Annotated in this window: 21 protein-coding genes and 1 pseudogene; 12 read left to right on the plus strand and 10 right to left on the minus strand. The window is 74.4% G+C overall.

Features of this window, described 5'->3' with window-relative positions:
* Positions 1-13 precede the first annotated feature (13 nt).
* The gene (locus tag ACFQ8Y_RS17480) at positions 14-2,248 is read right to left on the minus strand and encodes a RecQ family ATP-dependent DNA helicase (RefSeq protein ID WP_430586300.1); all 2,235 of its coding nucleotides are present in this window, start codon (positions 2,246-2,248) and stop codon (positions 14-16) included.
* A 249-nt stretch (positions 2,249-2,497) separates the two neighbouring features.
* A complete protein-coding gene (locus ACFQ8Y_RS17485) occupies positions 2,498-2,920 on the minus strand; it encodes a hypothetical protein (RefSeq protein ID WP_430563395.1) in 423 nt (140 codons plus the stop codon).
* A 79-nt stretch (positions 2,921-2,999) separates the two neighbouring features.
* Between ACFQ8Y_RS17485 and ACFQ8Y_RS17490 the strand changes: the two genes are divergently transcribed.
* Positions 3,000-3,521, plus strand: coding sequence for a Rieske (2Fe-2S) protein (locus tag ACFQ8Y_RS17490; protein WP_430586274.1), 522 nt, complete (start codon positions 3,000-3,002; stop codon positions 3,519-3,521).
* A gap of 81 nt (positions 3,522-3,602) precedes the next feature.
* Here ACFQ8Y_RS17490 and adhP read toward each other — a convergent pair.
* A pseudogene (gene adhP / locus ACFQ8Y_RS17495) lies at positions 3,603-4,619 on the minus strand (alcohol dehydrogenase AdhP); the annotation flags it as partial.
* Positions 4,620-4,898: 279 nt separating this feature from the next.
* Between adhP and ACFQ8Y_RS17500 the strand changes: the two are divergent.
* The 6 genes from ACFQ8Y_RS17500 to ACFQ8Y_RS17525 all read left to right on the plus strand — a co-directional run bounded on the left by ACFQ8Y_RS17500 (position 4,899) and on the right by ACFQ8Y_RS17525 (position 9,693).
* Positions 4,899-6,122 carry a histidinol-phosphate transaminase gene (locus ACFQ8Y_RS17500; protein WP_430586275.1) on the plus strand — a complete coding sequence of 408 codons (1,224 nt, stop codon included), beginning with the start codon at positions 4,899-4,901 and terminating at the stop codon, positions 6,120-6,122.
* Positions 6,122-6,724: an imidazoleglycerol-phosphate dehydratase HisB gene (hisB, locus tag ACFQ8Y_RS17505; RefSeq protein ID WP_430547395.1), complete on the plus strand. Its 603-nt coding sequence runs from the start codon at positions 6,122-6,124 to the stop codon at positions 6,722-6,724. The genes ACFQ8Y_RS17500 and hisB overlap by 1 nt, the downstream gene beginning before the upstream one ends.
* 4 nt (positions 6,725-6,728) lie before the next feature.
* Complete coding sequence (locus ACFQ8Y_RS17510; protein WP_430586276.1) at positions 6,729-7,274, plus strand: hypothetical protein; 546 nt, start codon at positions 6,729-6,731, stop codon at positions 7,272-7,274.
* A 195-nt stretch (positions 7,275-7,469) separates the two neighbouring features.
* Positions 7,470-8,111 (plus strand): imidazole glycerol phosphate synthase subunit HisH, encoded by a 642-nt coding sequence (gene hisH, locus ACFQ8Y_RS17515; RefSeq protein ID WP_430586301.1) that lies wholly within the window; start codon positions 7,470-7,472, stop codon positions 8,109-8,111.
* A 62-nt stretch (positions 8,112-8,173) separates the two neighbouring features.
* Positions 8,174-8,905 (plus strand): bifunctional 1-(5-phosphoribosyl)-5-((5-phosphoribosylamino)methylideneamino)imidazole-4-carboxamide isomerase/phosphoribosylanthranilate isomerase PriA, encoded by a 732-nt coding sequence (priA, locus tag ACFQ8Y_RS17520; RefSeq protein WP_429762153.1) that lies wholly within the window; start codon positions 8,174-8,176, stop codon positions 8,903-8,905.
* The gene (locus ACFQ8Y_RS17525; RefSeq protein WP_430586277.1) at positions 8,902-9,693 is read left to right on the plus strand and encodes an SseB family protein; all 792 of its coding nucleotides are present in this window, start codon (positions 8,902-8,904) and stop codon (positions 9,691-9,693) included. Before priA ends, ACFQ8Y_RS17525 begins: the two co-directional genes overlap by 4 nt.
* Positions 9,694-9,737: 44 nt before the next feature.
* Here the strand turns inward: ACFQ8Y_RS17525 and ACFQ8Y_RS17530 are convergent, their stop codons facing one another.
* The 5 genes from ACFQ8Y_RS17530 to ACFQ8Y_RS17550 form a co-directional block, all read right to left on the minus strand.
* On the minus strand, positions 9,738-10,556 hold the full coding sequence (locus ACFQ8Y_RS17530; RefSeq protein WP_430552248.1) for a S1C family serine protease: 819 nt from the start codon (positions 10,554-10,556) through the stop codon (positions 9,738-9,740).
* The gene (locus ACFQ8Y_RS17535) at positions 10,553-11,038 is read right to left on the minus strand and encodes a hypothetical protein (RefSeq protein ID WP_430552247.1); all 486 of its coding nucleotides are present in this window, start codon (positions 11,036-11,038) and stop codon (positions 10,553-10,555) included. The genes ACFQ8Y_RS17530 and ACFQ8Y_RS17535 overlap by 4 nt, the downstream gene beginning before the upstream one ends.
* A gap of 97 nt (positions 11,039-11,135) precedes the next feature.
* Entirely contained in the window at positions 11,136-11,543 is a 408-nt protein-coding gene (locus ACFQ8Y_RS17540; RefSeq protein WP_430552246.1) for a DUF1844 domain-containing protein, read from the minus strand.
* 123 nt (positions 11,544-11,666) lie between these two features.
* The gene (locus tag ACFQ8Y_RS17545) at positions 11,667-13,184 is read right to left on the minus strand and encodes a catalase (protein WP_430586278.1); all 1,518 of its coding nucleotides are present in this window, start codon (positions 13,182-13,184) and stop codon (positions 11,667-11,669) included.
* 32 nt (positions 13,185-13,216) lie between these two features.
* Positions 13,217-13,684: a Fur family transcriptional regulator gene (locus ACFQ8Y_RS17550; protein ID WP_430552244.1), complete on the minus strand. Its 468-nt coding sequence runs from the start codon at positions 13,682-13,684 to the stop codon at positions 13,217-13,219.
* 432 nt (positions 13,685-14,116) lie between these two features.
* Between ACFQ8Y_RS17550 and infC the strand changes: the two genes are divergently transcribed.
* The 4 genes from infC to ACFQ8Y_RS17570 all read left to right on the plus strand — a co-directional run bounded on the left by infC (position 14,117) and on the right by ACFQ8Y_RS17570 (position 16,674).
* The gene (gene infC, locus ACFQ8Y_RS17555; RefSeq protein WP_430586302.1) at positions 14,117-14,977 is read left to right on the plus strand and encodes a translation initiation factor IF-3; all 861 of its coding nucleotides are present in this window, start codon (positions 14,117-14,119) and stop codon (positions 14,975-14,977) included.
* 104 nt (positions 14,978-15,081) lie between these two features.
* Positions 15,082-15,276, plus strand: a complete 195-nt coding sequence (rpmI, locus tag ACFQ8Y_RS17560; protein WP_079576291.1) for a 50S ribosomal protein L35 — start codon at positions 15,082-15,084, stop codon at positions 15,274-15,276.
* A gap of 85 nt (positions 15,277-15,361) precedes the next feature.
* Positions 15,362-15,745, plus strand: coding sequence for a 50S ribosomal protein L20 (gene rplT, locus ACFQ8Y_RS17565; protein ID WP_430552243.1), 384 nt, complete (start codon positions 15,362-15,364; stop codon positions 15,743-15,745).
* Between the two features lie 53 nt (positions 15,746-15,798).
* The gene (locus ACFQ8Y_RS17570) at positions 15,799-16,674 is read left to right on the plus strand and encodes a TrmH family RNA methyltransferase (protein ID WP_430586279.1); all 876 of its coding nucleotides are present in this window, start codon (positions 15,799-15,801) and stop codon (positions 16,672-16,674) included.
* Between the two features lie 199 nt (positions 16,675-16,873).
* Here ACFQ8Y_RS17570 and ACFQ8Y_RS17575 read toward each other — a convergent pair whose 3' ends face one another.
* A complete protein-coding gene (locus ACFQ8Y_RS17575; RefSeq protein ID WP_430586280.1) occupies positions 16,874-17,227 on the minus strand; it encodes a nuclear transport factor 2 family protein in 354 nt (117 codons plus the stop codon).
* Positions 17,228-17,342: 115 nt separating this feature from the next.
* Here ACFQ8Y_RS17575 and ACFQ8Y_RS17580 point away from each other — a divergent pair, with 115 nt between their 5' ends.
* Positions 17,343-18,125: a helix-turn-helix domain-containing protein gene (locus ACFQ8Y_RS17580; protein ID WP_430564204.1), complete on the plus strand. Its 783-nt coding sequence runs from the start codon at positions 17,343-17,345 to the stop codon at positions 18,123-18,125.
* Positions 18,126-18,214: 89 nt separating this feature from the next.
* Here the strand turns inward: ACFQ8Y_RS17580 and ACFQ8Y_RS17585 are convergent, their stop codons facing one another.
* Positions 18,215-18,886: an SRPBCC family protein gene (locus ACFQ8Y_RS17585; protein WP_430586281.1), complete on the minus strand. Its 672-nt coding sequence runs from the start codon at positions 18,884-18,886 to the stop codon at positions 18,215-18,217.
* Positions 18,887-18,905 lie beyond the last annotated feature (19 nt).

Below are 18,905 nucleotides of genomic sequence, written 5' to 3' on the forward strand. Positions count from 1 at the left end.
CGGCGCGGACCCGTCAGCGCACGCCGAGCACGAACGGGTGCACCGCCGCGGCACCGGCCTGGCGCAGCAGCCGAGCGGCCACCGTGAGCGTCCAGCCGGACTCGGTCCAGTCGTCCACCAGCAGCACGGTGCGGCCCGGCAGGCCGCGCAGGGCGGCGTCGCCCAGCTCCGGTCGCAGGCGCCGCGCCACACCCGCGAGGCGCATCGCCGAGTTCACGTCGTGCCGGTCGGGCTGCTCGGAGCCGGCGGCCGGCCCGACCGCGCCGATGAGCGGCACGCCCAGGTAGGCGGCCAGCCCCGAGGCCAGGTGGTAGGTGAGCTGCGGACGGGTGGCCGACCGCACCGCGACCACGCCCTCGATCGCGTGGGACGCGCCCGCGTCGTCCGCCCCGTCGCCGCCGTCGCTGCGGCCGGGGTGGATGGCGTCCCAGTCGTCGAGGACCCGCGCGGCGGCGTGTCGCAGCGGCACGGGCACCTCGCCGTCGGGTGCACCCGCCGCGAAGAGGTCGCGCAGCGGGCCCGACCAGCCCAGGCCGTCGAGGCGGGCGACCGCGCGTCCCGGCTCGGCGCGCTCGCCGGGCGCGATCTTGCCCTTGAGGTCGAGGCCGAGGGCGGCCAGCCCGGACGGCCACATCGCGCGCGGTCCGACCTCCACGCCGGGCCGGTCCATGTCGGCGCGCGCGGCGGCCACGGCCTCCGCGTCGGGGACGGCGGGCAGCGTGACACCGTCGCACCGGTCGCAGCGGCCGCAGGCCCAGCCGTCGGGCAGCTCCGGGTCGTCGAGCTGGGCGCGCAGGTACGCCATCCGGCACCCGGAGGTGGCCACGTAGTCGACCATGGCCTGCTGCTCCGCCTGGCGGGTGGCCTCCACCCGTGCGTAGCGCTCGGCGTCGTACGCCCAGGGGGTGCCGGTGGCGACCCAGCCGCCCTGCACGCGGCGCACCGCGCCGTCGACGTCGAGCACCTTGAGCATCGTCTCGAGCCGGGACCGCTTGAGGTCGACCTGCGTCTCGAGCGCGGCGGTCGACTGCGCGCCCTCGGACGCCCCGAGGGCGCCGAGCGTGGCGCGGACCTGCGGCTCGGCGGGGAACGCCTGCGACCCGAACCAGTCCCAGATCGCCCGGTCCTCGTGCCCGGGCAGGAGCACGACGACGGCGTCGTCCACGCCACGGCCCGCGCGGCCCACCTGCTGGTAGTAGGCGATGGGGGAGGAGGGGGCGCCGAGGTGCACGACGAACGCGAGGTCGGGCTTGTCGAAGCCCATGCCGAGCGCGGACGTCGCCACCAGGGCCTTGACCCGGTTCTCCTTGAGGTCCTCCTCCAGCTGCTCCCGCTGGGTGGGGTCGGTCCGGCCGGTGTAGGCCGCGACCGCCAGCCCCGCGCCCCGGAGCTGCTCGGCCACCTGCTCGGCGGCGGACACGGTGAGGCTGTAGACGATGCCCGACCCCTCGACGTCCTGCAGCGCCTCCACGAGCCACGCCACCCGCGTGGGCTGGTCGGGGAGCTCGAGCACGGCGAGGTGCAGCGACTCGCGGTCCAGCCCGCCCCGCAGCACGAGCACGTCCTCGTCGGGGACGGGGTCGCCGCCGGCGGCCGTTCCGTGCACGCCGAGCTGCTCGGCGACGTCGGCGGTGACGCGGGCGTTGGCCGTGGCCGTCGTGGCGAGGACGGGGATGCCGGGCGGCAGGTCGGCGAGCAGCGTGCGGATGCGGCGGTAGTCGGGCCGGAAGTCGTGGCCCCAGTCGGAGATGCAGTGCGCCTCGTCGATCACCACGAGGCCGGCGTCGGCCGCCAGCCGGGGGAGCACCTCGTCGCGGAACGCCGGGTTGTTGAGCCGCTCGGGCGAGCACAGGAGCACGTCGACCTCGCCCGCCGCGATGTCCGCGTGCACCTGGTCCCACTCGGTGACGTTCGAGGAGTTGATCGTCACGGCGCGGATCCCGGCGCGCGACGCCGCCGCGATCTGGTCGCGCATGAGCGCCAGGAGCGGGGACACGATGACGGTGGGACCCGCGCCCCGGGACCGCAGCAGGGACGTCGCGACGAAGTACACGGCGGACTTGCCCCACCCGGTGCGCTGCACGACGAGCGCGCGGCGGCGGAACGCGACGAGCGCCTCGATCGCGCGCCACTGGTCCTCCCGCAGCGTCGCGTCCTCGCGGCCGACCAGCGCGCGCAGCGACTCCTCGGCCTGCTCGCGCAGCGTGCCGCCGCCCTCGCCCGCGCTGTCGAGCAGCCCGCGGAGCATCGCGAGCTTCGCGCGCTTGGCGGCGTCGGGTGCCGACGCGGGTTCGGGGGACGGGACGGGCGGCGGGGCGGTCCGCGGCCCGGGCGGGGCGCCGTGCTCGTTCTCGTTCTCGGGCGCCTGGTCGTCAGGCGGCGGGACGTCCTCGTCCGTCGGGTCGAACACGAGGTCGGCGTACGGGTCGTCGGGGTGGCTCACGTCTTCGATCGTAGGGGGCGCCGCCGACGGCTCCGGCCCGTCCTCCACAGGCCGTCAGCGCACGTACTCCCGCAGGAGCGCCACGGACGACGCCACCACCGCGACCACCTCGGCCGCGGCGGCGACGATCTCGGTGGCCCCCGCGAACGTCTCGTTGACGCCGTAGAAGCCGACCGTCGTCGACAGGACGAACGCGAGCAGCGTCAGGCCGCCGAAGCCGATGCCGCCGACGAGCGGCAGCCAGTGCCGCCAGGCCACGAGCAGCCCGGCCAGCACGACGCCCGCCACGGCGTTGAGGAGGAAGAGGGGGCCGACGACGGCGATCGTGTCGTAGCCGTCGACGTACAGCACGACGTGGACGACGGCGGAGACGAGGACCGCGATCGCGGCCGCGAGTCGCCAGCCGCGCGCGACGGGCGGCCGGGCCGAGGGGGTGGGCCGCGGCCGGGGTGGCACCGCGCCGTGCGACGAGTCCATGATGATGATGCTCCCACTCCTCGGTGGTGCCGTCAGCGGAAGCGTCCGGCGGGCCGGGGCCCGACCCACCGGAGGCGCCATGCCGACCAGCCCAGCGACCAGCCCTCAGGCCAGCCCTCAGGCCAGCCCTCAGGCCAGCCCGACCGTGCCCGACGCGGCCGCCTGCTCCTGCGGCCCGACCCGCCGACAGCTGCTGCGCGGCACGGGCGCGGCGGCGGGCGCGATCGCGGGCGCCGGGGTGCTCGCGGCCTGTGCCGAGCAGAAGCCGACGCCGCAGGAGGCCGCGGCCTCCGCGAGCGCGGCGGGCGCGGGCACGGTCGTCGTCGCGCTCGCCGACGTGCCGGTGGGCGGCGCCGTCGCCGCGAAGGTCGGTGGTCAGGACGTGCTCGTGACCCAGCCGACCCAGGGCGAGGTGCACGCGTTCAGCGCGATCTGCACGCACGCGGGCTGCACGGTCGCGCCCGGCGAGGGCGAGCTGCTGTGCCCGTGCCACCAGTCGCGCTACGCGCTGACGGACGCCGCGGTGCTCGGCGGGCCGGCGCCCGAGCCGCTCCCGTCGATCCAGGTCGAGGTCTCGGGGGACGACGTCGTGCTCGCGTGACGGGGCGCACGGACGACGGGGGCCCCGCGGCCCCGGGCCCCCGGCCCCCCGCGGGGGCGGGGGGCGGCCGCACCCCAAGTGCAATACGACCCGGCCGTCGAAGGAGCCCCCCCTCAACTCCTCGAAAAAACCGTTGATGTCGCCGAGGGGGCGCACCGTGTAGGTCGGGTCGACCTTGCCGCGGGCGAAGAAGTCGAGGGCCTCCGCCATGTCCTTGCGGGTGCCGACGATCGAGCCGCGCACGGTGAGCCCGAACAGGACCGTGGTGAAGATGTCCAGCGGGAACTTCTCCGGGGGCAGGCCCACGAGGGACACCGTGCCGCCGCGGCGCAGCGCGCCGACGGCCTGCGGGAACGCGTGGGCGTTGACCGCGGTCACCAGTGCGCCGTGGACGCCGCCGCCGGTCTTCTCCTGCAGCTCGGCCGCGGCGTCGGCGGAGGTGGCCGCGTTCACGGTCACCTCGGCCCCGTGCTTGCGCGCCAGCTCGAGCTTGGCGTCGTCGACGTCGACCGCGGCGACGCGGCGGCCCATCGCGACCGCGTACTGCACGGCGATGTGGCCGAGGCCGCCGATGCCGGAGATCAGCACCCACTCGCCCGGCTTGGTGTCGGTGACCTTGAGGCCCTTGTAGACGGTGACGCCGGCGCACAGGATCGGGCCCACGGCCGACAGGTCGACGCCCTCGGGGACGATCGGGGCGTACCGGGAGTCGACGAGCATGTACTGGCCGAAGGAGCCGTCGACCGAGTAGCCGCCGTTCTTCTGGTTCGGGCAGAGGGTCTCCCAACCGGTCTCGCAGTACTCGCACTCGCCGCAGGCGCTCCACAGCCAGGCGTTGCCGACGGTGTCGCCGACCTTGACGCGGGTCACCTGGTCGCCGACGGCGACGACGTGCCCGACGCCCTCGTGGCCGGGGACGAACGGCGGGCTCGGCTTGACCGGCCAGTCGCCGTGCGCGGCATGCAGGTCGGTGTGGCACACCCCGGTGTAGTCGACCTTGACCAGGGCCTCGTGCGGGCCGGGCGTCGGGATCTCTCGGTCCTCGACGGTCAGGGGCTCGGTGAACGAGTGGACGACCGCGGCCTGCATGGTGCTCATCTGCTTCTCCCTCTCACGGGCCGCTCGCGGGCGGCCCACATGTCGAACTGCTGATACCTCGACGGTAGGCGCGATGCCTCCGCGACGCAGCCCCAGGGCCTTGTGAAGGCTGTCACAAGCCGCACGATCAGGCCGTTCGCTGCATGTGTAATCCTTCACAAAGTGGATGGTCGGTCGATCCGGCACGGTCGGCAGCGGTCGGCCCGACCCGGGCTCGCGTGCCCGGTCGAGGGGCGGACGCCGCCCTCGGGCGCTCCGGCCGTTCCGTAGACTGGCGCGGTGACCACCCCCCTGTCCGCCGCACCCGCGGGCGGCGTCGACGGCGCGCGGCTGCCGCTGCGTCCCGAGCTCGCCGCCGAGGTGCCCTACGGCGCCCCGCAGCTCGACGTGCCCGTGCGGCTGAACGTCAACGAGAACCCGTACGCCCCGTCGGAGGCCGTGGTCGCGACGATCGCCCACCACGTCGCCGAGGCGGCGCGCGGGCTCAACCGGTACCCGGACCGCGACTTCGCCGCCCTGCGCGGCGACCTGGCCGACTACCTGGCGCTCGAGTCGGGGGTGCGGGTGGCGCCCGAGCAGGTCTGGGCCGCCAACGGCTCCAACGAGGTCATGCTGCACCTGCTGCAGGCGTTCGGGGGTCCCGGCCGCACCGCGCTGTCCTTCGCGCCGACCTACTCGATGTACCCCGAGTACGCGCGCGACACGCACACGCGCTGGGTCACCGGCCGCCGCGAGACCGACTTCACGCTCGACGTCGACCACGCGGTCGCGACGATCGAGGAGGTCCGCCCGTCCGTAATCCTCCTCGCCAGCCCGAACAACCCGACCGGCACGGCGCTGCCGCTCGCGACGGTGGAGGCGATCCTGGACGCCGCGGCGAGGACCGAGGTGCTCGACGCCCCCGAGCGCGACGGTCGCCGCGCCGGCGCGGTCGTCGTGGTCGACGAGGCGTACGCGGAGTTCCGCCGCCCCGGCACGCCGTCGGCCCTCGAGCTGCTCGGCACGCACCCCCACCTCGCGGTCTCGCGCACGATGTCGAAGGCCTTCGCCGCGGCCGGGCTGCGGCTCGGCTACCTGGCCGCCTCCACCGCGCTCGTCGACGCCCTGCGTGTCGTCCGGCTGCCCTACCACCTGTCGGCCGTCACGCAGGCGGCCGCACGGGGAGCGCTGGCGCACCACGACGAGCTGCGGGCCCAGGTGCGTGACCTGCGCGACGAGCGCGACGCCCTCGTGGCGTGGCTGCGCGCGCAGCGCGTGGACGGCCGCCCGCTGCAGGTGGCGGACTCCGACGCGAACTTCGTGCTGTTCGGCACGTTCGAGGACCGGCACGCCGTCTGGCAGGGCCTGCTCGACCGCGGGGTCCTCATCCGCGAGACGGGGCCCGACGGCTGGCTGCGCGTCTCCGTCGGCACGCCCGGCGAGAACGCCGCGTTCCGGGCCGCGTTCATCGAGGTCGTCAGCGAGACGGTCACCGGCGCCACGGCGCCCGAGGAGGAGGACTGATGCAGCACCGCACGGCCCGCGTGGAGCGCACGACGAGCGAGTCGAGCGTCGTCGTCGAGCTGGACCTCGACGGCACGGGGCGCACGGAGATCTCGACGACCGTGCCGTTCTACGACCACATGCTCACCGCGCTCGGCAAGCACTCGCTGATCGACCTCACGGTGCGCGCGACCGGCGACACCCACATCGACGCGCACCACACGGTCGAGGACGTCGCCATCGTGCTCGGCGAGGCGCTGCGCGAGGCGCTGGGCGACAAGCGCGGCATCTCCCGCTACGGCGACGCGACCGTGCCGCTCGACGAGGCGCTCGCGCTCGCGGTCGTCGACGTCTCCGGCCGGCCGTACCTGGTGCACTCCGGCGAGCCGGAGGGGCAGGAGTACCACCTCATCGGCGGGCACTTCACCGGGTCCCTCACGCGGCACGTGCTCGAGTCGATCGCCCACCACGCGGGCATCTGCCTGCACGTGCGGGTCCTCGCGGGCCGCGACCCCCACCACATCGTCGAGGCCCAGTTCAAGGCGCTCGCCCGCGCGCTGCGCGCCGCCGTCGCCCCCGACCCGCGCGTCGAGGGCGTCCCGTCCACGAAGGGTGCGCTGTAGCCGCATGACCACCGATCCCGACCGGCAGCCCGAGCCGCAGCCGGACCTGCCCGACGACCTGCCCGAGGGCTTCGAGGTCCCCGACGACCTGTCGGGTCTCGACGGCACCCGCAAGGACCCCGACCTGGCGGTCCTCATCACACAGATCGCCGGCGCGGAGCCCTTGGCGGCCGCCTGCTCGCTCGCGGAGCTCGACGTCGACGCCGTGCCCACGCCCGTGGGCGCCGTCGCCGTGCTGCGCGACACGAGCGACGATGCCCCCGACCACGCCGCCGCGGCGATCTCGAAGCTCGTGGCGGGCGTCCCGCTGGTGCTCGTGACCCGCTGGGGCGAGCAGCTCACCTGCGTGCGCTACGCCGACGGCGAGGCGCAGGGCGAGCTGCCCCCGGGCCTGGTGCTGGGCGGCGCGCCGGAGGCGCTCGAGGACCTCGTCACCGGCCAGCTCACGGTGGCCGACCTGCCGGGCGTCGTGCCGTCGACGAGCATCGGCCGCTTCAAGGCGATGCGGATGCTCACGGGCGCCGCGCGCAAGGCCCGCAAGAAGCAGTAGGGGAGACGCATGCCGGACACGCCCAGCGACTCGACCAGCAACTCGACCAGCAACTCGACAGGCACGGTCGACCGGGACAGGATCACCGCGGCGCAGGAGGCGGCGGGGATCACGCCGTTGCTGCCGCACGGCGGCGCCGCGGCCGACCTCAACCCCGCGCCGGCGCCCGCGCGCCCGGACGGACGCTCCCACGTCGTGGTGCTCGACTACGGCTTCGGCAACGTCCGCTCGGCCGTGCGCGCGCTCGAGCGGGTCGGTGCCGACGTGGAGCTCACCGCCGACCTGGCGCGGGCCGCCGAGGCCGACGGCCTCGTCGTGCCGGGCGTCGGCGCGTTCGCCGCCTGCATGGCCGGCCTCCGTGCCGTGCGGGGCGACCAGGTGATCGACCGGCGCCTCGCGGGGGGTCGCCCGGTGCTGGGCATCTGCGTCGGCATGCAGGTCATGTTCGACGCCGGCGTGGAGCACGGCGAGCGCGCCGAGGGCCTGGGCGAGTGGCCCGGCGTCGTCGAGCGGCTCGACGCCCCGGTCGTGCCCCACATGGGCTGGTCGCCCGTGGAGGCTCCCGAGGGCTCCCGCCTCTTCGCGGGGGTCGAGCACGAGCGGTTCTACTTCGTGCACTCGTACGCGGCGCAGCAGTTCACGCAGGGGCACGACGGCGACGCGGACCCGCGCTACACGCCGCCGCTGGTCACCTGGGCGCGGCACGGGGCGCCGGGCGCGGAGTCCCGGTTCGTCGCCGCCGTCGAGAGCGGTCCGCTGGCCGCCACGCAGTTCCACCCCGAGAAGTCCGGCGACGCCGGCGCGACCCTGCTCGAGAACTGGGTCCGCTCGCTCTGAGCGCCGTCGACCCGATCACCCCCGCACCCGAACCTGCCGTTCCAGAAGCTGGAGACACCCTGATGACCGACCGCCTCGTGCTGCTGCCCGCCGTCGACGTCGCCGACGGCCAGGCCGTCCGCCTCGTGCAGGGGGAGGCCGGCTCGGAGACGTCCTACGGCGACCCGCTGGCCGCCGCCCGCGACTGGCAGGCGGGCGGCGCCGAGTGGATCCACCTCGTGGACCTCGACGCGGCGTTCGGTCGCGGCTCGAACGCCGACCTCCTCGCGCAGGTCGTCGCGGAGCTCGACGTCCAGGTCGAGCTGTCCGGCGGCATCCGCGACGACGCCTCGCTCGAGCGCGCGCTCGCCACGGGAGCCCGGCGCGTCAACATCGGCACCGCCGCCCTGGAGGACCCGGAGTGGACCGCCCGCGTCATCGCCGAGCACGGGGACGCCGTCGCCGTGGGCCTCGACGTGCGCGGCACGACGCTCGCCGCCCGCGGCTGGACCCAGGAGGGCGGCGACCTGTGGGAGGTGCTCGCCCGCCTGGACGACGCCGGCTGCTCCCGGTACGTCGTCACCGACGTGACCAAGGACGGCACGCTGCGCGGCCCGAACGTCGACCTGCTGCGCGAGGTCGCCTCGCGCACGCCGGCCAAGGTGGTCGCGTCCGGCGGCATCTCCTCGCTCGCGGACCTCGAGGCGCTGCGCGCCCTGGTGCCGGACGGCGTCGAGGGCGCCGTGGTGGGCAAGGCCCTGTACGCCGGGGCGTTCACGCTGCCCGAGGCGCTCGACGTGGCGGGCCGGCCGTGACGGCCGGGGACGGCCGGGCCCTGCCGGGCCACCTGAAGTCCATCCAGCCGACGTCGCAGTTCGCGGGCGACGACGGCTCGGCCGACCCGGAGCTCGCCGCGCTGCTGGTCGCGCACGCCGCGGGCACGGGGTCGCTGGAGGACGTCGTGCGGCGCCTCGCCGCGACCCGCGTGCTGGTCCCCGTGCTCGCCGAGCTGGCCGTCGCCGACGTCGTCGAGCACGAGGGGCCCTCGGGCACGCAGGAGCTGCACGTCGACAAGGAGGCCGCGGCCGGCGTGGTGGCGATCGAGGCGCCCGACGGTCGCCGCGCGCTCCCCGTCTTCACGTCGGTCGGCGCGATGACGGCCTGGCGGCCCGACGCCCGTCCCGTCCCGGTCGAGGCGGCCCGCGCGGCCCTCTCGGCGGTGAGCGAGGACTGGTCGCTGCTGGTCGTGGACCCGGCCGGGCCGGCCACCGCCCTCGTGCCCCGGCCTGCGGTCTGGGCGCTCGCCCAGGGCGAGGAGTGGCGCCCGGCGCTGGTCCCCGCGGGCCCGGACGGCGCCCTCGACGTGGACCCGGAGGTCGCGGCCGCGGTCGCGGACGCCGCGGCGCCGGTGCAGCACGTGGTGCGCGCGCACGCCGAGCGCGGACGCCGCGCGGAGGTCGCCGTCGTCCTGGCCCTGGACCCGGGGCTGGACCGGCCGGGGCTGGACCGCGTGCTCGCGCAGGTGAACGCCCGTCTCGGCGCCTCGACGGTGATCTCCGGCCGCGTGGACTCGCTCGAGCTGCGGGTGGGCGCGGCGCGCTGACCCGCGTGCCGACCCGGCGTGCCGACCCGGCGTCGCCGGGCCTCCTAGCCGGTGGGCGTCGCGGACGGGCTGCCGGACGGCTGTGCGCACGGCGGCAGCGCCCGGAAGCCGTCGGCGTCGTCGAGCAGCCGTTCCAGGGTGGAGAGCGGCACCAGCAGCGAGCGGCCGTCGGAGGTCTTCGCGTACACGACGCCGATCACCCGTCCCCGCGTGTCGAGGGCGGCCGACCCCGACGAGCCCGGTTCGACGGGGGCGTCGGTGAGCAGCACCTCGCCCAGGTTCTCGTGCAGCGGGTCGGTCGTCGGCCCGATGACCTCGCCGGCGGTGATCGTCAGCTCGCCGCCCTCGGGATAGCCGACCACGGTGACGGCGTCGCCGGGCCGCGGGTCGGCCTCCGCGAGCGTCGGGTAGCTGGGCAGCGGGTCCGCGGTGCGCACGAGGGCGAGGTCGGCCAGGGATGCGCTGCCCGCGGCGGAGACCTCCAGGTCGCGCCCGTCGTAGGTGCTGACCTCCAGGGACTCCGAGTCCGCCACGACGTGGCGGTTGGTGACGAGGGTGTGCGCGTCGACGGCGAAGCCGGACCCGGTCGACAGGCCGTCGCAGCCGACGTTCCGGATCCGCACGGCCATGCGCTGCACGGCGTCGAAGCCGTCGGGGGACAGGCCCTCCGCGTCGTCGGGGGAGAGCGACGCCGGGGCGGACGGCGCGACGCGCGTCGGGACGACGTCGTCCGGGACCGCGGGCGGGAGCGCGGGGAGCACCCCGCAGCCGGCGAGCGTCGCGGCGAGGAGGAGGGCCGGCGCCGGGCGCAGGCCGCGCGCGCGGCCTGGCCGGGTACCTGGCCGGGTACCTGGTCGGGTCACTGCTCGAGCTCCTGCTCGAGCTGGTCGTTCGCCTCGGAGGCCTGCCGGCACAGCGTCTCGACGTCGGAGGCGAACCGGTCGAGGTCCTTCGCGTCGTAGGAGCCGCGGTCCTCGAGGTACGTGATGAGCTGCGACTGGGCGTCGACGCAGTCGCCGAGCGCCGTGGTCACGACGCCCGCCGCCTCGCTCACGCGCCGCTGGTAGTCGAGGTACTGCTGCGAGGCGACGTTCTCGTCCCCGAGCTGGGCCTTCTCGTTGGCGAGGTCGGTGATGCGGGCCGTGGCGGTCGCGAGCTGCTCGCGGGCCGCGACCAGCTCGGCGTCGGTGGCGTCGAGCTCTGCGTCGAGGGACGCCACCCGGTCGGCGTACCCCCGCGCCTCGTCCTCCCAGGCCGCGCTGTGCGCCTGCCAGCGCGTGGTGGTCACCCACAGGTACGCGCCGATGCCGAGCGCCCCGGCGAGCAGCACGGCCAGGACCGCCACGACCGGGCGGCGGTCGCGGCGACGGACGGGTGCGCCGCTCCCCGCAGGGGGTGGCGAACGGTCCGGGGGCGGCGGCCAGGCGGACGGGGCGGACATCTCAGACGACGGAGCCCGTGAACTTCTCGCCGGGGCCCTCGCCGGGCGCGTCCGGCACGACCGACGCCTCGCGGAACGCGAGCTGCAGGGACCGCAGGCCGTCGCGCAGCGATCGGGCGTGCTGGTTGCCGATGTCGGGGGCGCTCGTCACGACGAGCGCGGCGAGCGCCGTGATCAGCTTCCGCGCCTCGTCGAGGTCCAGGTGCCCCTGGGCGTCGGCGTCCTCCGCGAGGCCGCACTTCACGGCGGCGGCGCTCATGAGGTGCACGGCCGCGGCGGTGATGACCTCGACCGCGGCGACGTCGGCGATGTCACGGGTGGCGTCGTCGGCCGCGGCGTCGGCGGTGGAGGGGGTCGCGGGGGTCGCGGTCGCGGAGTCGGTGGAGATGGCGTCGGGCGAGGTGCTCATGGGGTCCATCTTCGCATCGGGCGGGACCGTGACGGCCCGCGGGGGACGGCCGAGGCCGGGCCCCCGCGGGGACCCGGCCTCGGTGAGCGGCGACGGCGGACGCGCGTCGCCGTGCCTGTCGCGTCAGATGCCGACGGGCTCGACGTCCGGGCCCGAGCCGACGGCGGCCGGCGACGGCACGTGCCCGGCCGACACCTCGGCGCGGAGCTTGGCGCCGAGCTCGGCGTCGACGTTCGTCCAGTACTGGAAGAACCGCTCGCGGATCTCGTCGATCGTGATGGCGAGGCCCTGGCCGGTGAGGGTCTCGAGGAACCGCGCCTTGGCGCCGTCGTCGAAGACCTCGCGGTACAGGGTGCCGGCCTGGCCGAAGTCGTCGTCCTCGGCGTGCAGGGTCTGCGCGGAGCGCAGCAGCGCGCCGTCCGACTCCCACGCCGCCTCGACGCCGAGCAGCGGGTCGGCCACGGGGCCGCCGGCCTCGCCGAACGAGTTCGGCGTGTACACGCGGTGCTCGGCGCCGTTGAAGTGGTACTGCATGTTGCCCTGGTGCATGTAGTTCGCGACCGGGGCGGCGTGCGGCTGGTTGACCGGCAGCTGGTTGAAGTTCGTGCCGATGCGGTGGCGCTGGGCGTCCGGGTAGGAGAACACGCGGGCCATGAGCATCTTGTCCGGCGAGATGCCGGTGCCCGGCACCTGGTTGCCCGGCGAGAACGCGGCCTGCTCGATCTCGGCGAAGAAGTTCTGCGGGTTCCGGTTCAGCGTGAACGTCCCGACCTTGATGCGCGGGTAGTCCTTCTTCGACCAGGTCTTCGTCATGTCGAACGGGTTGAAGCGGTACGTCTTCGCGTCCTCGTACGGCATGACCTGCACGTAGACGTCCCACGAGGGGAACTCGCCGCGGTCGATGGCCTCGTACAGGTCGCGGCGGTAGTAGTCGGCGTCCTCGCCGGCGATGCGCTCGGCGTCCTCCGCCGACATGTGCTCCACGCCCTGGTTCGACAGGAAGTGGTACTGCACCCAGAAGCGCTCGCCCTCGGCGTTGACCCACTGGTAGGTGTGCGAGCCGTAGCCGTTGAGGTGCCGCCACGACTTCGACAGGCCGCGGTCGCCCATGACGTAGGTGACCTGGTGGGCCGACTCGGGGGAGAGGGTCCAGAAGTCCCACTGCATGTCGGCGTCGCGCAGGCCCGAGGCGCCGAGGCGCTTCTGCGAGTGGATGAAGTCCGGGAACTTCATCGCGTCGCGCAGGAAGAACGTGGGGGTGTTGTTCCCGACGATGTCGAGGTTGCCCTCGGTGGTGTAGAAGCGCAGGGAGAAGCCACGCACGTCGCGCCAGGTGTCGGGGGAGCCCTGCTCGCCCGCGACGGAGGAGAAGCGCAGCAGCGTCTCGCTCGTCGCGCCCTTCTGGAAGACCGCGGCGCGGGTGTACTGCGACACGTCCTCGGTGATCACGAGCTCGCCGAAGGCGCCACCGCCCTTGGCGTGCGGGTTGCGCTCGGGCACGCGCTCCCGGTTGAAGGAGGCGAGCTTCTCGACCAGGTAGCGGTCGTGCAGGACGGTGGGCCCGTCCGCGCCCACGGTCAGCGAGTGCGCGTCGCTCGCGACCGGGGTGCCGGTCTGCGTCGTCGTGAACGGCGTCGTCATGAGATGACGTCCTTTCTCAGGGGGGTTCCGGTTCAGAAGGTCGTGCCGTGGCCGGCCGCCGGGACGGGGTCGGCGGCGGAGCGTCCGGCACAGTCGGGGCACAGGCCCCAGAAGGTGACCTCGGCGAGGTCGACGGCGAACCCGTGGGACGCGCTGGGCGTCAGGCAGGGTGCGTGACCCACGGTGCAGTCGACGTCGGCGACGGCGCCGCACGAGCGGCACACCACGTGGTGGTGGTTGTCGCCGGTGCGGCGCTCGTAGCGCGCGGGGTGCCCGGCCGGCTCCATCCGGCGCAGGAGGCCGGACGAGGTGAGCGCGTGCAGGCAGTCGTAGACGGCCTGCACGGACACCGAGCCGAGGTCGGCCCGCACCGCGCGCACGACGTCGTCCGCGGTGGCGTGCGGGTGCTCGGAGAGCGCGCGCAGGACGGCGAGCCGGGAACCGGTGACGCGCAGGCCCCGCTCCCTCAGCAACGTCTCGTCCGTCCTCGCCGTGGTCATGGCCGCGACCCTGCCACACTTTCTGGAACGATTCCAGTAAAGGTCGTGGCAGGGTCGGCCGAGACGCTCGCCACACCGGCCGGACGGGCGGCGATCCCGTGCTAGCCTTGACAGCTGACCGACCTGGGTCCGTCCGTACGCCGCTCCGCGGAGCGTCTGCAGGGCTCAGGTGCATCAAGTGGATCTCATCCCACCCGAGCACCGACCGAGCGCCCCCGGCGCCGACAGGAGCCGGGTCCCGGTCGGACGTCCCTCGTGGACGTCCGCCTCGGTCGTCGGAGCGTTCGCGCCCCGGCGTCGGTAGATGGCCTCCACCTGTGCTCAGGTCGGGGGCCTTTCCCGTCCCTGGCGGTCTACCGACGAGTTCCTAGGAGCATCACCATCAGCGAGCCTCGCATCAACGATCGGATCCGCGTCCCCGAGGTCCGACTCATCGGCCCGGGCGGGGAGCAGGTCGGCGTGGTCGCCACGGGAGTCGCCCTGAAGCTTGCCCAGGACGCCGACCTCGACCTCGTCGAGGTGGCCCCGGACGCCCGTCCGCCCGTCGCCAAGCTCATGGACTACGGCAAGTTCAAGTACGAGTCGGACATGAAGGCGCGCGAGGCGCGGCGCAACCAGGCGAACACGGTCCTCAAGGAGATCCGGTTCCGCCTGAAGATCGACCCGCACGACTACGGCACCAAGAAGGGCCACGTCGTGCGCTTCCTGGAGGCCGGCGACAAGGTCAAGGTCATGATCATGTTCCGTGGTCGTGAGCAGTCCCGCCCCGAGATGGGCGTGCGCCTGCTGCAGCGCCTCGCGGAGGAGGTGTCGGACCTCGGCTTCGTCGAGTCGATGCCGAAGCAGGACGGCCGCAACATGACCATGGTGCTCGGTCCGGTGAAGAAGAAGGCCGACGCCAAGGTCGAGCAGCGCAAGCGGTCCAGCGAGATCAACGCGCAGCGCAAGACCAAGTCCGAGGTCAAGGCCGAGGCCCGCGCCCAGGCTGCGCCCTCGCAGCCGACGCCGGAGCCCGAGCCGACGGAGCCCGAGCCGACGCAGCCCGAGGTCGAGGTGCAGGAGGCGCCGGCCCCCGAGGCCGTGCAGCCGACCCCTGCACCGGTCGCCGAGGAGAAGCCCGCCGCTGCTCCGGCGAAGGCCGCCGCTCCGGCCAAGCCGGCCGCTGCTCCGGCCAGGCCGGCCGCTGCGCCGAAGCCGGCCGCCGCGACGCCGAAGCCCGCGACGCCGAAGCCGAGCACCCCTCGGCCGGCCGCGCCGCGGCCGCCGAAGCCGAGCCCCCGCGCAGGGCGCTGAGGCCGAACACACACGACCATCTGGCACCGGGCCGCTCGCCGGCCCCGGTCCGCACCACGTCCCCGCCGGCCGGCGGGTGACCGACACGAGGAGAGACGGCAGTCATGCCGAAGAACAAGACGCACTCCGGCGCCAAGAAGCGTTTCCGGGTCACCGGCAGCGGCAAGATCATGCGTGAGCAGACGAACGCTCGCCACTACCTCGAGCACAAGTCCAGCCGCCGCACGCGTCGTCTGGCCCAGGACCAGGTGGTCTCGGCCGCCGACGTCAAGACCATCAAGAAGCTGCTCGGCAAGTGAGCCCTCGGCGGCCACCCGCTCCCGGTGACACCGAGGAGCACGGCCGCCGGGTCCACTTCCGACCCGACACTGCAAGGAGCATCACGTGGCACGCGTGAAGCGGGCGGTCAACGCCCACAAGAAGCGCCGTACGACCCTCGAGCGCGCCAGCGGCTACCGCGGCCAGCGTTCGCGCCTGTACCGGAAGGCGAAGGAGCAGGTCACCCACTCCCTCGTCTACTCGTACCGCGACCGCAAGGCGAAGAAGGGCGACTTCCGCAAGCTGTGGATCCAGCGCATCAACGCTGCGTCCCGCGCGCAGGGGCTGACCTACAACCGCCTCATCCAGGGCCTCAAGGCCGCTGAGGTCGAGGTCGACCGTCGCATGCTCGCCGAGCTCGCGGTCAACGACGTGGCGGCGTTCAACGCGCTCGTCCAGGTCGCCAAGGACGCGCTGCCGGCCGACGTCAACGCGCCGAAGGCCGCCTGAGCCACCGCTCAGCACCCGGACGCCCGGACACCCCCGACCTGTCGATGCCGCGCATGATCTCAGGCATCCCCGACGTGACGCTCGCGAACCCGCGGGCGGACCGGGTCAAGCAGGTCAGGGCGCTGTCCGGGCGTCCTGCGCGTTCCCGGCACGCGCAGTTCCTCGTCGAGGGCCCTCAGGGCGTGCGCGAGGCGGTCCGCCACGCGGCCCACGACGTCCGGGACGTCTATCTGACGCCCGCCGCGGCCGAGCGCTACGACGAGATCCTGCGCGACGCCCTCGACGCCGGGCTGCACCTGCACGTCGGGACGCCCGAGGTGCTGGAGGCGATGAGCCCCGACGCCCAGGGCGTCCTGGCGGTCGTGCGGGCACGGTCGTACGGACTCGACGAGGCGGTGGCGTCGTTGGCCGCGGCGCGGGCCGCCGAGGGGCGCCCGCTGCTCGTCTCCGTGCTGGCCGCCGTGCGCGACCCGGGGAACGCAGGCACGGTGATCCGCGCGTCCGACGCCGCCGGCGCCGACCTGGTGGTCCTCGCGGGCCACAGCGTCGACCCGCACAACCCGAAGGTGGTGCGGTCCACGGCCGGCTCGCTCTTCCACCTCCCGGTCGTCACCGGGGCGTCGCTGGCCGAGGCCGTCGCCGTCCTCCGGTCCGCCGGCTGCGTCGTCCTCGCCGCCGACGGCGCGGGGACCCACGACCTGGACGACCTGCTCGACGTCGCGGGCGCGGCCTCGCGAGAGCCCGACCAGCCCGACCTCTCCGGCTCGACGGCATGGGTCTTCGGCAACGAGGCCTGGGGTCTGCCCGAGGCCGACCGTGCCCTCGCCGACGCGGTCGTGCGCGTGCCGATCCGCGGCCAGGCCGAGTCGCTCAACCTCGCGACCGCCGCGACCGTCTGCCTGTACGCCAGCGGGCGCGCCCAGCGCTAGGACGCGTCTCCTCGACGCGCGTCGAGGCGCGCGGCAGACCGACCAGGTGACGTCTTCCCGGTACCGCGTGTCCGGTCCTCGACCTCGTGCTGCGGACGCTGCCGGAGGCCGCCGCGCCAGGCTCTTGACGCGGTTCTTGACGCGGCGGCCTCCGGTCACAGGGTTCGTCGGACGTCGTGGGCGTCGGTCGAGCGAGGCGTCAGGCAGGAACCCTGTCGAGGAAGCCGCGAACGTCGCGGATGCGCTGGTCCGCGTCGACCACGAGGACGTCGAAGCCGATCACGACCGGCTCCTCGCCGGCCGGTCCGAGGCCCCACTGGAAGCGGACCTGCTGATGGTGGGCGTCGATGTCGCCCACGGGGGTGAAGACGAAGCCGGGGAACTGAGCCTGGACAGCCTGAATGGTCGTCTCGACCGCTTCGCGGCCCTGCGCCTCGGCGAGCGGGTCGACGTAGGCGCAGTCCTCGGCCCAGTGGCTGGTGAGGAGCTCGGCGCGGGCCGACGTGTCGGTGGCGTTCCAGGTGTCGAGGTAGCGGGTCACGATCTCGTTCATGGCGTCTTCCCTTCTCGAATGACGTTGCACCCGAAGACTCGCCGCTCGTCAACCGTCCGGTCGATGACCTCTGAGGTCATGGTCGCCTTCGACAGGTGCTGCCTACGCTCCTCCCATGACCTCGACGGTGATGGCTCCATCGGTCGGCAACGAACTGCGCCGTTGGCGTGAGCTGCGATCTTTGAGCCAGCTCGCGCTCGCCACCCAGGCGGAGGTGAGCACCCGGCACGTGAGCTTCGTCGAGACCGGAAGATCCCGGCCGACCCCGGAGATGATCCTCCGGCTGGCCGAGGTGATGCGGGTACCCCTGGGCGAGCAGAACCGCCTCCTGCTCGCGGGGGGCTTCGCTCCCCGTTACGCGCACCGTGCCACCGACGACGAGGCGCTCGCGCCGGTGATGGCCGGGTTGCGCACCTTGTTGGACGCCCACGCGCCGTACCCGGCGTTGCTCCTCGACGACCATTGGGACGTGGTCGACGCCAACCGGCCCGTCGACGCGCTGGTCGCCGGCTGCGACCCGAGGCTGCTCGAGCCTCCGCTCAACGTGATCCGGCTCTGCCTACACCCGCGAGGACTCGCACCACGCATCCGCAACCTGCCCACCTGGCGAGAGCACCTGCTTCACCAGCTCCAGCAGCGCATCGCCCGCACCGGCGGCGACCACGACCTGGTCGCGCTCCGGGAGGACGTCGTCGACTACCCCTGCGACGGTGAGCCCCCCACCCGACCATCGGCCGACCCTGTCGTCCCGCTGGAGATCGAAGCGGGTGGGGAGGTGCTCCGGATGTTCAGCGTGGCCAGCCAGATCGAGAGCGCCTCCGACGTCACCCTCGACGGTCTGCACCTCGAGACCTTCCTGCCTGCCGACGACCACACGCGCCGGCTGCTGAACCCCTGACGTGCGCCCGAGAAGCCGTGGCGGGTCCGTCCGCTTCTCGGTCGGCCGTCGAAGGTGGTCTCGAACGCGTCGCGGGCCATCACAGCGAGTCACCGAACGGGCGACGCGCCTGAGCCCCGCCGGTCCGCTCGCCCCTCGGCGCGGTCCCGGATGCCGCGCAGCATCGCGGCCGACATCACCCAGCTCGCCACCTGCGTGGCCTCGACGACGAGCCGCCCCGCGACGCCGTGCGACCGGTACCGCTCCCGCACGAGCAGCCGCGTCCCGGCGGACCGTCCGGGCCACGGGCACAGCACGAACGCCCACGAGAAGTCGAAGGGCGGCGCGCCGTCGGGACCGCCCTCGTCGCCCAGCAGGACCAGGTGGCGCCGCGGCTCCAGCGCGGCCACGCGGAGCCCGAAGCCCTCGGCGAGGTGCACCCGGTCGCCCGGGCCGAGGCGCTGCCACTCGGGCACCACGCGGTCCGCGGAGCGGATGTCCAGGCCCATCAGGCGCTCGATCCGGTCGTAGGAGTAGAACCCGCCGCGGCCGTAGCCGAGCTGCAGCAGCCAGGGCCACACGGCGGAGGCGGGCGTACGGACGCCAACCGCGCGGGTCGCGACCACGTCGGCCGACGGCACGAGGTCGTCCCCGGGCAGCGGCTGGTCGGCCTCCAGGGCGGCCGTGCCCCAGGTCTGGGTCATGCGCCGGGTCAGGAGCGCGGCGCCGACGCCGGCGACGGCCAGGGTCGTGCCGGCGAGCGCGCGGCGGGTCGTGGGCATGCCCCCAGCCTGCCGCGGG

Source organism: Isoptericola sp. NPDC056605 (assembly GCF_042792795.1).
GTDB lineage: Bacteria > Actinomycetota > Actinomycetes > Actinomycetales > Cellulomonadaceae > Isoptericola.